Here is a 14975-nt window from a genome sequence, read left to right as displayed (position 1 = left end):
CTTGACGATGGCAACCACGCTCAACCCCTCCGAAATCAGCGAACTGATCAAGAACCGCATCGAGAAGGTCAAGCTGGCCGCGGAATCGCGCAACGAAGGCACCGTGACCAGCGTGTCCGACGGCATCGTGCGCATCTTCGGTCTGGCCGACGTGATGCAGGGCGAAATGATCGAACTGCCGAACAACACCTTCGCCCTGGCCCTGAACCTGGAGCGCGACTCGGTCGGCGCCGTGGTCCTGGGTGACTACGAAAACCTGCGCGAAGGCGACGTCGCCAAGACCACCGGCCGCATCCTGGAAGTGCCGGTCGGTCCGGAACTGCTGGGCCGCGTCGTGAACGCGCTGGGCGAGCCGATCGACGGCAAGGGCCCGCTGGGCACCGACCTGACCGCTCCGGTGGAGCGCGTTGCTCCGGGCGTGATCTGGCGCAAGTCGGTCGACCAGCCGGTGCAGACCGGTTACAAGTCGGTCGACTCGATGATCCCGATCGGCCGTGGCCAGCGCGAGCTGATCATCGGTGACCGCCAGACCGGCAAGACCGCGATGGCGATCGATGCGGTGATCAACCAGAAGGGCACCGGCATCAAGTGCGTGTACGTTGCGATCGGCCAGAAGGCTTCGACCATCGCCAACATCGTGCGCAAGCTGGAAGAGAACGGCGCGCTGGCCCACACCATCGTGGTGGCCGCGACTGCTTCCGAATCGGCTGCCATGCAGTACATCAGCGCCTACTCGGGCTGCACCATGGGTGAGTACTTCATGGACCGCGGCGAAGACGCGCTGATCGTGTACGACGATCTGTCCAAGCAGGCCGTCGCCTACCGCCAGATCTCGCTGCTGCTGAAGCGCCCGCCGGGCCGTGAAGCCTACCCGGGTGACGTGTTCTACCTGCACTCCCGTCTGCTCGAGCGCGCAGCCCGCGTGTCCGAGGAATACGTCGAGAAGTTCACCGAAGGCAAGGTCACCGGCAAGACCGGTTCGCTGACCGCGCTGCCGATCATCGAAACCCAGGCCGGCGACGTGTCCGCCTTCGTTCCGACCAACGTGATCTCGATCACCGACGGCCAGATCTTCCTGGAAACCGACCTGTTCAACGCCGGCATCCGCCCGGCCGTGAACGCCGGTATCTCGGTGTCGCGCGTTGGTGGCTCGGCCCAGACCAAGATCATCAAGAAGCTGTCGGGCGGCATCCGTATCTCGCTGGCCCAGTACCGCGAGCTGGCTGCGTTCGCGCAGTTCGCCTCGGACCTGGACGAAGCGACCCGCAAGCAGCTGGAGCGTGGCCAGCGCGTCACCGAGCTGATGAAGCAGAAGCAGTACGCGCCGATGTCGATCGCCAACCAGGCGCTGTCGATCTACGCCGTCAACGAGGGTTACCTCGACGACGTGCCGGTCAACAAGCTGCTGGCGTTCGAAGAGGGCCTGCACGCCCACTTCGCCAACACCCAGGGCGAGCTGGTCAGCAAGGTCAACGCCACCGGCGGTTGGGACAACGACATCGAAGGTGCCTTCAAGAAGGGCATCGCCGAGTTCAAGACCACCGGCAGCTGGTAATCGCGGTCCTGTAGAGCGGAGCCTTTGGCTCCGCTGGACCAGATGACAAACGGTTGAACAACGCGGGGCAGCAGCCCCGCGCCACGGGAAACAAGAGATGGCAAGCGGACGCGAAATCAAAACCAAGATCAAGAGCGTGCAGAACACCCGCAAGGTGACGCGCGCCCTGGAAATGGTCTCGGCCTCCAAGATCCGCAAGGCGCAGGATCGGATGAAGACCTCGCGTCCGTACGCGCAGGCGATGAAGCAGGTGATCGGTCACCTGGCCCAGGCCAGCACCGACTACCAGCATCCGTTCCTGGTCGAGCGCGAGCAGGTCAAGCGGGTCGGCTTCATCGTGATCTCCTCCGATCGCGGCCTGGCCGGCGGCCTGAACAACAACCTGTTCCGCAGGATGCTGGGCGAAGCCAAGGCATGGCAGGACAAGGGTGCGGAAGTGGACCTGGTGACCATCGGCCAGAAGGCATCGACCTTCTTCCGCCGCGTGAAGGTCAACATGGTCGGCAGCGTGACCCACATCGGCGACGTGCCGAAGCTGGAATCGCTGATCGGCGTGATCAAGGTCATGCTCGACGCCTTCACCGAAGGCAAGGTCGACCGCGTGTACCTGGTCTACAACCGCTTCGTGAACACCATGACGCAGAAGGCCAGCTTCGATCAGCTGCTGCCGCTGCCGCCGGCTGAGAAGCAGGTCGCTCACCACGACTGGGATTACCTGTACGAACCCGATGCCGCGACCGTGCTCGAGCACGTGATGACGCGTTACATCGAGTCGCTGGTGTACCAGGCACTGCTGGAAAACGTCGCCTCCGAGCATGCCGCACGCATGGTTGCGATGAAGGCGGCGAGCGACAACGCCAACAAGCTGATCGGCGAACTGCAGCTCGTCTACAACAAGGCGCGCCAGGCAGCGATCACCCAGGAAATCTCCGAAATCGTCGGCGGCGCGGCAGCAGTCTGACCGCGTTCGTTCAAAGCACACATTTAGAGGATGCAGCAATGAGTCAGGGCAAGATCGTTCAGATCATCGGCGCGGTCGTCGATGTCGAATTCCCGCGTGAGTCGGTGCCGAAGGTGTACGACGCACTGAAGGTCGACAACACCGAAATCACCCTCGAAGTCCAGCAGCAGCTGGGCGACGGCGTGGTGCGTACCATCGCCCTCGGTTCCACCGACGGCCTGAAGCGCAACCTGGTCGCCACCAACACCGACCGCGGCATCTCCGTGCCGGTCGGCGCTGGCACCCTGGGCCGCATCATGGACGTGCTGGGCCGTCCGATCGACGAAGCCGGCCCGGTGGCCGCCAGCGACAGCTGGGAAATCCACCGTGCGGCCCCGTCGTACGAAGACCAGTCCCCGGCTACCGAGCTGCTGGAAACCGGCATCAAGGTCATCGACCTGATGTGCCCGTTCGCCAAGGGCGGCAAGGTCGGCCTGTTCGGCGGCGCCGGCGTCGGCAAGACCGTCAACATGATGGAGCTGATCAACAACATCGCCAAGGCGCACAGCGGTCTGTCCGTGTTCGCCGGCGTGGGTGAGCGTACCCGTGAGGGCAACGACTTCTACCACGAAATGAAGGACTCCAACGTCCTCGACAAGGTGGCGATGGTGTACGGCCAGATGAACGAGCCGCCGGGCAACCGTCTGCGCGTCGCCCTGACCGGCCTGACCATGGCCGAGTACTTCCGCGACGAGAAGGACGAAAACGGCAAGGGCAAGGACGTCCTGCTGTTCGTCGACAACATCTACCGTTACACCCTGGCCGGTACCGAAGTGTCGGCACTGCTGGGCCGTATGCCGTCCGCCGTGGGTTACCAGCCGACCCTGGCCGAGGAAATGGGCGTTCTGCAGGAGCGCATCACCTCGACCAAGAACGGTTCGATCACCTCGATCCAGGCCGTCTACGTTCCCGCGGACGACCTGACCGACCCGTCGCCGGCGACCACCTTCGCCCACCTGGACTCGACCGTCACCCTGTCGCGTTCGATCGCCTCGCTGGGTATCTACCCGGCCGTCGATCCGCTGGACTCCACCAGCCGCCAGATGGACCCGCTGGTCATCGGCCACGAGCACTACGACACCGCCCAGCGCGTCCAGCAGACCCTGCAGAAGTACAAGGAACTGAAGGACATCATCGCGATCCTGGGCATGGACGAGCTGTCCGAAGAGGACAAGCAGGCTGTGTCGCGCGCCCGTAAGATCGAGCGCTTCTTCAGCCAGCCGTTCCACGTGGCCGAAGTGTTCACCGGTTCGCCGGGCAAGTACGTGCCGCTGAAGGACACCATCCGTGGCTTCAAGGCCATCGTCGATGGCGAGTACGACCACCTGCCGGAGCAGGCGTTCTACATGGTCGGCGGCATCGAAGAAGCGGTCGAGAAGGCCAAGAAGATGGCCGAGAAGGCCTGATCCGGGACGGGCGGGAGCGATCCTGCCCGACCTGACGCCGGCGCCGGGTAACCGCCCGCGCCGGTGGACTCCCACGGTGGCATTGCGCCGCCGCGAACAGCGAAGAGATTTGCATGAGCACGATCCGTTGCGACATCGTCAGCGCCGAGCAGGAAATCTTCCGTGGCGAAGCGACCCTGGTCGTGGCCACCGGTGAGCTGGGCGAACTGGGCATCGCGCCCAAGCACGCGCCGCTGATCACCCGCCTGAAGCCGGGCAAGGTGGTGGTAACCACGCCGAACGGCGAGCAGCTGGATTTCGCCATTTCCGGCGGCATCCTGGAAGTGCAGCCGCAGGTGGTGACCGTGCTGGCCGACACCGCGATCCGCGCGCAGGACATCGACGAAGCCTCGGTCCGCAAGGCCAAGGAAGAAGCCGAGCGCATCCTGGCCAACCGCGGCGAGGCGATGGAAGTGGCTGAAGCCCAGCAGAAGCTGGCCGAAGCCGTCGTCCAGCTGCAGGCCCTGGAGCGCCTGCGCAAGAACCTCAAGCACTGAGGTTTCTCGCGCTGCATCCACGAGAACGCCGGCCCTGTGCCGGCGTTTTTGTTTGTGCGAGGTAGAGTGTCGGCTGGGCAGAGTCGACTGTCAGTCGACTATCGCGCGCAGCGCGGGATTTCCGCAGTCTGATGGAAGAGCAGTCGACCAACAGTCGACTCTACCGATCCCGATCCCGATCCCGATCCCGATCCCAGCGCCGTATCAGCGGTAGACCACGTAGCGCATCAGCAGGAAGGAAACGCACGCCAGCCCGCCTTCCACCAGCGGCTTGGCCAGCCAGGTGTACTGCAGGCCCAGCGCGTGGTCGACCAGGCTCACCAGCAACGTGCTTGTCGCGGTCAGCAGCAGCCACAGCCCGAAGAAGCGTGAAAATCGACGCCAGCCAAGGCGCGCATCACCTGCGTTGGCAAAGGTGTAACGGCCGTTGAGCCAGAAGCCCAGCAGCATCCCGGCCAGGCGTCCGGCAATGTTGGCAGGCACCACCGGCAGGCCCAGCGCGGTCGCGGCGACGAACACCAGCCAGTCGAGCAGCAGCTGCACGAGCCCGATGATGAGATAGGTGCTTCCCTGGCGGACGAGGCCCATCAGTGCGGTGAAGGAGGTGGGATGCACATGTTAACGGCCCACCCTCTAGAATCATCGGCAACGAACCACGGACTGCCGTTTCCATGACCCAACCCCTGCACGTCATCATCCTCGCCGCTGGCGCGGGCAAGCGCATGAAGTCGGTGCTGCCGAAGGTGCTGCAGCCGATCGCCGGCCAGCCGATGCTGGCGCATGTGATCGATGCGGCCCGCGAACTGCAGCCCTCGGCGATCCACGTGGTCTACGGCCATGGTGGTGAAGCGGTGCGCCAGTACTTCGCCGACCAGCCCGACCTGCAATGGGCTGAACAGGCACGGCAGCTCGGCACCGGCCATGCGGTGGCCCAGGCGATGCCGCAGGTGCCCGACGCCGCGCAGGTGCTGGTGCTGTACGGCGACGTGCCGCTGATCCGCGCGCAGACCCTGCGCGACCTGCTGGCGCAGCCGGGTCGCCTGGCGGTGCTGGTCGCCGATGTCGATGACCCGACCGGCTACGGCCGCGTGCTGCGCGATGCCGAAGGCAAGGTGGGCTCCATTGTCGAGCAGAAGGACGCTACCGGCGACCAGCTGCGTGTGCGCACGATCAATACCGGCATCATTGCCGCCGAGTCGACCGCGCTGCGGCGCTGGCTGTCGCAGTTGTCCAACAGCAACGCTCAGGGCGAGTACTACCTGACCGACGTGTTCGCCTTTGCCGCGCACGAGTACACCCCGGCCGAAATGGCACTGGTGGCCGACGCGCAGGAAGCCGAAGGGGCAAACGATCCCTGGCAGCTTTCGCAGCTGGAGCGTGCCTGGCAGCGCCGCGCGGTACGGGCCCTGTGCGCGCAGGGCGCGCGCGTGCGTGACCCGGCACGACTGGATATCCGTGGCACCGTCACCGTGGGCAGCGATGTGCTGATCGATGTCGACGTCGTTCTGGAAGGCCACATCGTGCTCGGCGACGGCGTCACCGTGGGCCCGTTCAACCGGCTGAAGGACGTCAATCTTGGCCCGGGCACCGAAGTGCGCGCGCATTGTGATCTTGAAGGCGTGGTCACCGAAGGCGCAGCACTGGTGGGACCGTTCGCGCGGCTGCGCCCGGGGACCGTGCTCGCCGATGGCGTGCACGTGGGCAACTTCGTCGAGACCAAGAAGGTCACCCTCGGTGTTGGCAGCAAGGCCAACCATCTGACCTACCTGGGCGATGCGGTGATCGGCAGCAAGGTAAACATCGGTGCCGGCACCATCACCTGCAACTACGACGGCGTGAACAAGTCGACCACCACCATCGGCGACAACGCCTTCATTGGTTCCAACAGTTCGCTGGTAGCACCGGTGACCATTGGCGACAGCGCGACGATTGCCGCCGGTTCGGTCATCACCCGCGACGCCCCGGATGGCAAGCTGACACTGGCACGTGCACGACAGGAAACCATCGATGGCTGGAAGCGCCCGCTCAAGAAGTCCTGAGCCACGCATCCCGCAAGCCGACGAACTCGGCATGCTGCCGGCAATTGAACAACGTGCCGGTGAACTGCTGAAGGGTCACCAGGCCTACCCGGTGTTTGCCGGGCATGGTCTGGACCTGCCGACGCTGCAGGATGGCCTTCAACGTGGCCAGTTGTGGGTGGTGGATGCGGCTGACGGTGGTATCGCGGGTTACCTGCTGGCCGGCGAACTCTGCGGTGAATTCCATGTGCTGCAGATGGACGTGGATCCCGCACACGCGCGGCGTGGCCACGGCCGCGCTTTGCTGCGCCATGCCTTGGCGCAGGCGAGGGCGGGAGGCTACGCGGCCGCGGTGCTGACCACGCTGTCCGATGTGCCGTGGAATGCGGCCTTCTATGCCAGCGAAGGATTCGACGTAGTGCCCGAGGCGCAGTGGAACGATGGCCTGCGCGCGGTGATGGCCGAAGAGGCTGCGCTCGGGTTTCCGATGCACCTGCGGGTGGCGATGCGGCAGGTTTGGTAGGTGCCGACCTTGGTCGGCACATCCGCGCATGGCGTGGACCTACCCGCTCAACCCACCGGCAACAGGATCGACACGCACAACCCGCCATCGCCGCGATTCTGCAGTGATACCCGGCCGCCATGCGCTTCCACGATCTCGCGGGTCAAGGCCAAGCCCAGCCCGGTGCCATTGCGCTTGGTCGAATAGAACGGCATCAGCGCATTCTGCAGCACCTGCTCGTTCATGCCCTTGCCGCGATCCAGTACGTCCAGGCGCAGCCACTGCGGCAGCCGCGTGAGTTGCACCTGTACGTCGTCGTTGGGCGGTTCTGCTTCGGCGCAGGCTTCGTGCGCGTTCTTCAACAGGTTCAGCAGTGCCTGCCCGAACTGGGCGATGTCGATGCGGCTGCTCAGTTCCTCGTCCGGCTCACGTTCCATGCCGAATGGGATCTGCTGGCGCAGGCTGGACAGGAAGGGGGCCCAGTGCACGGTCTGCAACTGCGGTTGCGGCAGCTTGGCAAAGCGCGCATAGCCGCGGATGAAGCCTTCCAGGTGGCGTGCACGATCCTCGATGGTGGTGAAGATATCCGGCAGCCGGTCAAAGCGCTCACGCTGCACCAGTACACCGCCGGAGTGGGCCAGCGAGGCAATCGGTGCCAGCGAGTTGTTGAGCTCGTGGCTGATCACCCGGATCACCTTCTTCCAGGTCTGTACTTCCTGGCGGCGCAGCTCGGCGGTCAGCAGGCGCACCAGCAGCAGGTCGTGCGGACGACCATTGAGCTGGAAGGCGCGGCGCGAGAGGTGGTACACCTGCTCGTCGTCCTCATCGCCGTCCTCGCCCTCGGCATGCACCGCGAACAGGCTGTCGCCACCGCGGGCGATGGCATCGCGCAGCTCCACCGGCACCTGTTCCAGCACGTCCTCCAGGCGCTGGCCTTCCAGCTTCCAGCCGCCATGCAGCAGCTTGCGCGCGGCCAGATTGGAGAACACCACGCGGGCGATGCCATCACCGCCCGAGGCGATCAGCAGCATCGCCACCGGCGTGTTCTGCACCATCGTGTCCAGCAGAAGTTCGCGTTGCACCAGGCCCTGCCGCTGTGCACGCAGCACATCGCCCAGTTCGCGGTGCGCCTGCACCAGGTCGCCGAGCTCGTCATTGCCGGGCCAGTGCACCCCGAAGTTGTATTCGCCGTCGCGATAGCTGCTGGTGGTGCCCGCCAGGGCCCGCATCAGTGACCGCACCGGGGCGGTAGCGCGACGCAGGGTCCACCACATCAGCGATAGCAGGATCAACGCCGACACCGTGGTCACCACCCAGCCATGGTCCATCCAGTAGGCCAGCAGCCACGGCAACGCGGCGGCCAGCGCCAGCACCGGCAGCAGGCGCAGGAACAGGCGGAAAGTGAACGAGCGCCGTTTCATTCTCGCGGGATACCGTGGCGGTCCATGCGCCGGTACAGCGCCTGGCGGCTCAGGCCGAGTTCGGCGGCGGCCTGGGCGATGACGCCATGGTTGCGCGCCAGTACCTCTTCGATGCGCGCGCGGTCGGGGTCATTGCCCGCACTGGGGGTCGGGCGCGGTGCGGCGGCTGCACGCGGGAGGTTGAGATCGGCCACTTCAATGCGGTTGCCGGTGGCCAGCAGTTCGGCGCGCTGGATCACGTTGCGCAGTTCGCGCACGTTGCCTGGCCACGGGTGCCGCTGCAGGGCGGCGGTGGCGGCGCTGGACAGGGGCTTGCCAGCGGTCAGGAAGCGCTCGGCCAGCGGCACGATGTCGCCCGGGCGATCGGCCAGCGGTGGCAGCACCAGTTCCACCGTGTTGAGGCGGTAATAGAGGTCTTCGCGGAAGGTGCCGTCGCGGATCATCGCCGGCAGGTCGGCATTGGTCGCGCTGACCACGCGGACCTTGACCTGGCGTTCGCGGTTGGAGCCCAGGCGCTCGAAGCGGCCGGTTTCCAGTACACGCAGCAGCTTCATCTGCCCGCCCAGCGACAGGTTGCCGATCTCATCCAGGAACAGGGTGCCACCATCGGCGGCCTCGAACTTGCCTTCGCGTGCCTTGTTGGCGCCGGTATACGCACCGGCCTCGGCACCGAACAGTTCGGCCTCGATCAGTTCCGAAGGCAGCGCGCCACAGTTGACCGCCACGAATGGACCCTTGGCCACCAGGGAATTGGCCTGGATGATCTGTGCGATCTTCTCCTTGCCGGCACCGTTCGCGCCGGTGATCAGTACCGGCAGTTCCGAGCGTGCGACCTGGCAGGCGAGTGCGATGACGCGCTCGCTGGCAGGGTCGGCGAAGACCGCGCCGCACAGGTCGTACTTCTCTTCCAGCGCATTGCGCTGGCGCAGTTCACGGCTGCGGCGCCGGTCCAGTTCGCGGCGCGCCTCGGACAGTTCCAGTAGGTTGTTGACCGTGGTCATCAGCTTGCGGTCGTCCCAGGGCTTGGCCAGGTAGTCGGCCGCACCGGCCTTGACCAGATCCACCGCGCTGCTGAGGTGGGTCCAGGCCGTCAGCAGGATCACCGGCAGATCGGGATGGCGCGCGCGGATCTGCGCGAACAGGGCCTCGCCTTCTTCGCCGGAGGTGGTGTCCTCGCTGAAGTTCATGTCCTGGATCACCAGGTCGACCGGCTGCGACTCCAGCAGGGCCAGCCCTTCGGACGGGCTCTGCGCCTGCAGGGTGTCGATGTCGTGCAGGGAGAACAGCACGTCCAGCGCGGTACCCACGCTGGCGTTGTCGTCGATGATCAGGATCGCAGGCATCAAGCGGTTCTGCAGAAAGGGATGGGCGGCGCCGTTGGAGCCGTTCGTGTCCACGCACCGGGAGAGCCCGGCGCCACCCATCAAGCATAGCCAAACCCGTGGCTGTGCAGGAGCGGCCCTCGCTCAGCGCCGGGGAGGCGCCGGGGGCCGTGGCGGCGCAGGTGGCGGCGGCACCTCCAGCGCCTGGCGCCAGGCTGCGGCGTCGACCGCCACCGTCAGTTCGCGCTTGTCGCGGCGCAGCAACAGATAGGCGGTGGCTGCGTTGGAATGACGCAGGGCCTCGGCAAGGTGTTCGACCCGGCGCACCGCCGTGTCGTCCACGCGCAGGATGCGATCGCCACTGCGCACGCCGAAGCGCATTTCCGGGCTGGCGGCCTCCACGCGCACCTGGCCCTCCGTTGAGCGCAATGACAACCGCGCGGCATCCTGGCGCCACTCCAGTGTCTGCGCACTGCCACCGCCGGCCAGCGCCGGCAATGGCAGGAGCAGCATCAGGCACATCGCGCGGGCACGCATCTCACGCGCCCCGCGTGGCGACCGCAGGCGGCACCGCTGCCGCACGCCGCGCCGGCCCGAACACGGCGATCTGGCCCAGCACCCACAGCAGCAGTGCACCCAGCGGCAGGTAGTACAGCGGCATGCGCGGCAGCTCGTACAGGTTCATCAGCGCCAGGTTGATGGCGTAGGCCGCCAGCATGCCCAGCACGATGCCCAGCGTGGCCAGCAGGAAGTTCTCGGTCTGGAAGTAGCGCAGGATCTGCCCACGGGTCGCGCCCAGCGCACGGCGGATGCCGATCTGCTTGCTGCGCTGCTGCACCCAGAAGCTGGCCAGGCCGATGATGCCCAGCGCGGTGACCACCAGCAGCGAGATGCTGACGGTGATCAGCAGGCCGACCATCGCGCGGTCATTCTTGAAGAAGTCCTTGCGCTGGTCTTCATAGGTCAGCTTGTCGCGCATCAGCCGGTTGGGGTCGTTGCGTTCCAGCGCGGCGGCACCGGCATCGAGTACTTCCTTACGGCGTTCCGGCGAAGTGCGCAGCACATACGTGCCACCTTCGTCGAAGGTGCGCCGCATGGGCAGCAGCATCGAGTTGGTCCAGTTGTCATTCCAGCCGTTGGGCGTGCTGAGCGTGTCGACGATGCCGACCACATGCAGCGGCTGCTTGCCCATGTAGTAGGTCTTGCCCAGCGCACTGCCATTGGGTTCCATCTTGGCGGCGGTGGCCTGGGTGAGGATGACCGGGATCGCGTTCTCCTTTGCGCCGCCCTTGCTGGCGTCTTCGAAGTTCTGGTACTCGTCGGGCAGGAAATCGCGGCCTGCGATCAGGTTGATGCCCATCGTAGCCAGCCCGTTCTCGGACAGGGTGTACATCGAGGCGTTGGTGGTCGGCCGTTCCTGGTCGATCACACGCGAAATGCTGCTGCTGGAGGAGCCGTTGCGGAAGGGGACCTGGTTGATGATGGTGACGTTGCTGACGCCGGGAATCGCGCGCAGCGATGCCAGGTCCTCGCGGGTGCGGGCCATGGCGTCGGTCTGCTTGCCGATGCCGCTGACGCGCAGCATGACCAGTTCGCTCTCGGCGATGCCGCTGGGCATGCTGATCTTCTCCACGCGCTGGCTGACCAGGAACAGCGCGTTGCAGACGATGGCGCAGGTCAGTGCGACTTCCAGCACGATCAGGGCAGCGGCGGTCTTGTGCCGGCGCAGCGTGCTGAGGATGGGGCGGATGTCCATGGGAGTCCTCGTTCGGGTGCTTACTGCGACTTGAGCTGGATGGCCGGGGTGACCTGCATGGCGCGCCAGGCGGGCAGGAACCCGGCGGCAAGACTGGCGAGCAGGGTCAGGCCCAGCGCGAGCAGCAGCATGTTGCCGTCCAGGTGGGCCAGCTTTGCGTATTCCACCGGTTGCTGGCGCACCGCGAACAGGCCAAGCAGGGCCAGACCGATACCCAGCACGCCACCGACCACACCGACCGCACCGGCTTCCACCAGGCACTGCAGGAAGATCTGGCCACGGCTGGCACCGAGGGCGCGGCGCACGCCGATCTCACCACTGCGGCGCAGGAACTTGGCCAGCAGCAGGCCCACCGTGTTGACCAGGCAGACGCCCAGGAAGCCCAGCGCCAGCCACAGCTGCAGGCGCACATCGCTGGGGACCGCGCCATTGAAGTCCAGCCATTCCATCACGGTGCGCAGGCGCACGTTCGGCGGATGCTTGAAGCGGCCGGCCTCGCGCTGCTGGGTCGAATAGTTCTCCAGGTAGCGGCGGTAGTCGGCGGCCTTGGCCGGGTCCATCTCCACCCAGTACTGCAGCCACGCGCACGGTGCGTTGAGCGAGTAGCTGTTGCCGTCGGGATTCTCGCCGAAGCAGTTCATGTTGCCGTTGTTGCCCAGCTTCAGGTCGAAGGAGGTGGAGATCGGCAGCAGCAGGTCCTCGTTCTTGCCGTAGCTGCCCGTGGTCAGGTCGTAGAAGTGCGGCTCCGGACTCCATTCCTTCATCACGCCGACGATGCGGTAGCTCTGCCCTTCCATGCGCAGGTCGCGGCCCACGCTGTTGGCGCCCTGGTACAGCTTGTCATTGAGCGCCTTGGAGATGACCACCACGCGTGCACGGCCTTCATCGTCCTCGCGCGTCCAGGGGCGGCCGTACTGCATGGGCACCTCGAACATCGGGAAGAAGTCGGCCGAGGTCCAGCGGGTGTCGATGCTGAAGGGCTTGAGAGTGCTGTTGTCCGGTTCGATGGTACCGCCGCCGCCGCTCATCAGTGCCTGGCGCTCGCCCTTGGCTTCGCGCAGCAGGGCTTCACCGTCGAAGCGGGTCAGCTGGGTTTCCGGTTCCTCGCCAGCAACATAGGCGCCGGTCGCGGCATCAAGCTGCACATAGAACAGGCGGTCACTCTTGCCGGGAATCGGGTCACCGGACAGCACGTGGAACACGGTCAACGTGGTCATCGAGGCGCCGATGCCGAGCGCGATAGCGATCACCATCAGCGCGGTCAGTACCTTGTTGCGGCGGAAGCTGCGCACCGCCAATCGGACGTAGTAGGCGAACATGGTCGGGCCCTCACTCGTTGACGGCGACGATGTGGCGCGGCGGGGTGGCCAGCACCGGCTCGCGCACCAGGTCGGTCACCTGGCCATCGACGATGTGCACGTTGCGCTGCGCGCGCGCAGCCAGTTCCGGGTCGTGGGTGACCATCACGATGGTGGTGCCGGCAGCGTTGATCTCCTCCAGCAGTTCCATCACGCCGCGGGCCATCTGTGTGTCCAGGTTGCCGGTCGGTTCGTCGGCCAGCAGCAGGCGTGGGCTGCCGGCAAGCGCACGCGCGATGGCCGCGCGCTGCTGCTGGCCACCCGACAGTTCATTCGGATAATGCTTCATGCGCGAGCCGAGGCCGACCTGGCTCAGCGCTTTCTCGATACGTTCGCGGCGCTCGTTGGCGCTCATCTTCCGGTAGCGCAGCGGCACGTCGACGTTGTCGAACAGGTTCAGGTCGGGGATCAGGTTGAAGCCCTGGAAGATGAAGCCGATCTTCTGGTTGCGCAGGCGGCTGCGCGCATCATCGCCCAGCGTGCTCACGTCCTGGCCGTCAAGCATGTAGGTGCCGCTGGTGAAGGTTTCCAGCAGGCCGGCGATATTGAGGAAGGTGGTCTTGCCGGAGCCTGACGGGCCGGTGACGGCGACGAACTCACCTTCCTTGACCTGCAGTTCCAGCGAGCGCAGTGCGTGGGTTTCCACCTGTTCGGTGCGGAAGACCTTGGCGACCGAACGCATTTCGAGCATGTACATGGGGTGTCCTCTCTCCAGGATTCAGGTATCAGGTATCAGTTGACGGAGACGCGTTCGGCGTCCTTGAACAGGTCGCTGCCAGAGACCACGATGCGGTCGCCCGGCTGCACACCCGACTTGATTTCCACTTCGCCCAGGCTGCTGACGCCCAGTTCCACCGGACGCCGCACCGCAGTGCGGCCGTCCATTACGTAGGCGATGCCGTTGCCCTGTTCGACGAACGGGCCGCGCTCGACCTTCAGCACGTCCTTGCGGGTGTCGAGCAGCACGCGCACCGACATCCGCTGGCTCTGGCGCAGGCCTTCCGGCTGCGCGCTGGCGAAGCGCACGCGGGCGTTGACCTCGCCGTTGACCACTTCCGGCGACACCGCACTGATCTCGCCCGGGAACGGCTTGCCGTTGCCGCCGGTCAGCTGTGCCGGCATGCCGATCGCCAGGTCGCGGGCGAAGCTTTCCGGCACCTTGATCTCGACCTCGAACTTGGACAGGTCGACCACGCCCAGCACGGGCGCATTGGCGGCCAGGTTGGTGGACTGGATAGCCTGCACCTGGCCGACCTGGCCGTCGAACGGCGCGCGCAGGGTCAGCGCGTCCACCTGGCGCTGCACCTCGGCCACCACGGCCTTCTGGCGGTCGGCCAGCAGGCGCTTGTTGCGGGCGTCCAGGTCAGCGCCCTGGCTCTGCAGGCGTGCATCGGTGGTGGCGTTGGCCAGGGTGATGTCGGCCTTCTTCAGCGAGTCCTTGGCCTTGGCCAGATCGATCTGCGGTACTGCACCGCCGTCGTAACCGCGCTGGTAGCGCTGCAGGTCGCGGTCGGCGGCCTGGCGCTCGATGGTGGCCTGGTCGGTTTCCTTGCGCGACTTGGCGCGGGCCAGGGTGGCGTCCAGCGCGGCGCGGCTGGCCTCGGCTTCCAGGCCGGCCAGGGTGGCCTGCTCCTGGGCCAGCTTGCTGCGCAGTTCCGGGCTGTCGATGACCGCCAGCTCCTGGTCCTTCTTGACCACGTCACCGGCAACGACTTTCAGGTCCACGGTACCGGCCGAGATGGCGTACAGGATCGGGCTGTTGGCGGCGATCACGCGGCCGTCGGCGGCGATGTCGCGGACCAGGTCACCGCGCTTCACTTCGGCGATGCGCACGCGGCTGCTGTCGTAGGAGCGGCTGGCGTTGGACCAGGCGTACACGGCCCAGCCGATGCCGGCCAGCAGCGCGATGGCGCCCAGTGCCGGCCAGCGGTAACGCTGCCAGTTGGCGCGGGTGGTGCCGGCCGGGGCGGAGGAAACGATCTGGTCCTGTGCGGAGGTGTCGCGGATCATCGGGTGCGTGCCTGACGGTGGTAGTGGGTACCAAGCACGTAGCGTGCCAACTTTATTTCCTTGTGGGTCAATGGGTTGGGAGGCGCCCTGA

General features: G+C 66.0%; 14 protein-coding genes. 6 read left to right on the top strand and 8 right to left on the bottom strand.

Annotation, left to right across the window (positions count from 1 at the left end; genetic code table 11):
* Positions 1–7 precede the first annotated feature (7 nt).
* From atpA to AC5O77_RS14005, 4 genes are all read left to right on the top strand, one after another.
* The gene (gene atpA, locus AC5O77_RS14020; RefSeq protein WP_032129047.1) at positions 8–1555 is read left to right on the top strand and encodes a F0F1 ATP synthase subunit alpha; all 1548 of its coding nucleotides are present in this window, start codon (positions 8–10) and stop codon (positions 1553–1555) included.
* A 97-nt stretch (positions 1556–1652) separates the two neighbouring features.
* Complete coding sequence (gene atpG / locus AC5O77_RS14015) at positions 1653–2516, top strand: F0F1 ATP synthase subunit gamma (protein WP_032129046.1); 864 nt, start codon at positions 1653–1655, stop codon at positions 2514–2516.
* A gap of 38 nt (positions 2517–2554) precedes the next feature.
* Positions 2555–3961: a F0F1 ATP synthase subunit beta gene (atpD, locus tag AC5O77_RS14010; protein ID WP_032129045.1), complete on the top strand. Its 1407-nt coding sequence runs from the start codon at positions 2555–2557 to the stop codon at positions 3959–3961.
* Between the two features lie 113 nt (positions 3962–4074).
* Positions 4075–4497 carry a F0F1 ATP synthase subunit epsilon gene (locus tag AC5O77_RS14005; RefSeq protein ID WP_005419509.1) on the top strand — a complete coding sequence of 141 codons (423 nt, stop codon included), beginning with the start codon at positions 4075–4077 and terminating at the stop codon, positions 4495–4497.
* A gap of 204 nt (positions 4498–4701) precedes the next feature.
* Here the strand turns inward: AC5O77_RS14005 and AC5O77_RS14000 are convergent, their stop codons facing one another.
* A complete protein-coding gene (locus AC5O77_RS14000; protein WP_164080126.1) occupies positions 4702–5085 on the bottom strand; it encodes a GtrA family protein in 384 nt (127 codons plus the stop codon).
* 83 nt (positions 5086–5168) lie between these two features.
* Between AC5O77_RS14000 and glmU the strand changes: the two genes are divergently transcribed.
* On the top strand, positions 5169–6536 hold the full coding sequence (glmU, locus tag AC5O77_RS13995; protein WP_478057578.1) for a bifunctional UDP-N-acetylglucosamine diphosphorylase/glucosamine-1-phosphate N-acetyltransferase GlmU: 1368 nt from the start codon (positions 5169–5171) through the stop codon (positions 6534–6536).
* Positions 6505–7038 carry a GNAT family N-acetyltransferase gene (locus AC5O77_RS13990; RefSeq protein ID WP_478057577.1) on the top strand — a complete coding sequence of 178 codons (534 nt, stop codon included), beginning with the start codon at positions 6505–6507 and terminating at the stop codon, positions 7036–7038. Before glmU ends, AC5O77_RS13990 begins: the two co-directional genes overlap by 32 nt.
* 47 nt (positions 7039–7085) lie before the next feature.
* Here AC5O77_RS13990 and AC5O77_RS13985 read toward each other — a convergent pair whose 3' ends face one another.
* The 7 genes from AC5O77_RS13985 to AC5O77_RS13955 all read right to left on the bottom strand — a co-directional run bounded on the left by AC5O77_RS13985 (position 7086) and on the right by AC5O77_RS13955 (position 14884).
* A complete protein-coding gene (locus AC5O77_RS13985; protein WP_478057576.1) occupies positions 7086–8438 on the bottom strand; it encodes a sensor histidine kinase in 1353 nt (450 codons plus the stop codon).
* Positions 8435–9781, bottom strand: a complete 1347-nt coding sequence (locus AC5O77_RS13980; protein WP_478057575.1) for a sigma-54-dependent transcriptional regulator — start codon at positions 9779–9781, stop codon at positions 8435–8437. The genes AC5O77_RS13985 and AC5O77_RS13980 overlap by 4 nt, the downstream gene beginning before the upstream one ends.
* Positions 9782–9904: 123 nt before the next feature.
* The gene (locus AC5O77_RS13975; RefSeq protein WP_182267888.1) at positions 9905–10282 is read right to left on the bottom strand and encodes a PDZ domain-containing protein; all 378 of its coding nucleotides are present in this window, start codon (positions 10280–10282) and stop codon (positions 9905–9907) included.
* Between the two features lie 16 nt (positions 10283–10298).
* On the bottom strand, positions 10299–11516 hold the full coding sequence (locus AC5O77_RS13970) for an ABC transporter permease (RefSeq protein ID WP_049399196.1): 1218 nt from the start codon (positions 11514–11516) through the stop codon (positions 10299–10301).
* A 20-nt stretch (positions 11517–11536) separates the two neighbouring features.
* The gene (locus tag AC5O77_RS13965) at positions 11537–12835 is read right to left on the bottom strand and encodes an ABC transporter permease (RefSeq protein ID WP_478057574.1); all 1299 of its coding nucleotides are present in this window, start codon (positions 12833–12835) and stop codon (positions 11537–11539) included.
* Between the two features lie 10 nt (positions 12836–12845).
* Positions 12846–13571 (bottom strand): ABC transporter ATP-binding protein, encoded by a 726-nt coding sequence (locus AC5O77_RS13960; RefSeq protein ID WP_032129038.1) that lies wholly within the window; start codon positions 13569–13571, stop codon positions 12846–12848.
* A 35-nt stretch (positions 13572–13606) separates the two neighbouring features.
* Entirely contained in the window at positions 13607–14884 is a 1278-nt protein-coding gene (locus tag AC5O77_RS13955) for an efflux RND transporter periplasmic adaptor subunit (RefSeq protein ID WP_180837270.1), read from the bottom strand.
* Positions 14885–14975 lie beyond the last annotated feature (91 nt).

The sequence above is a fragment of the Stenotrophomonas sp. INTA L402-1 genome (assembly GCF_059295135.1).
The sequence above is the reverse complement of the archived record's forward strand: the minus strand, read 5'-3'. Positions and strand labels throughout refer to the sequence as shown.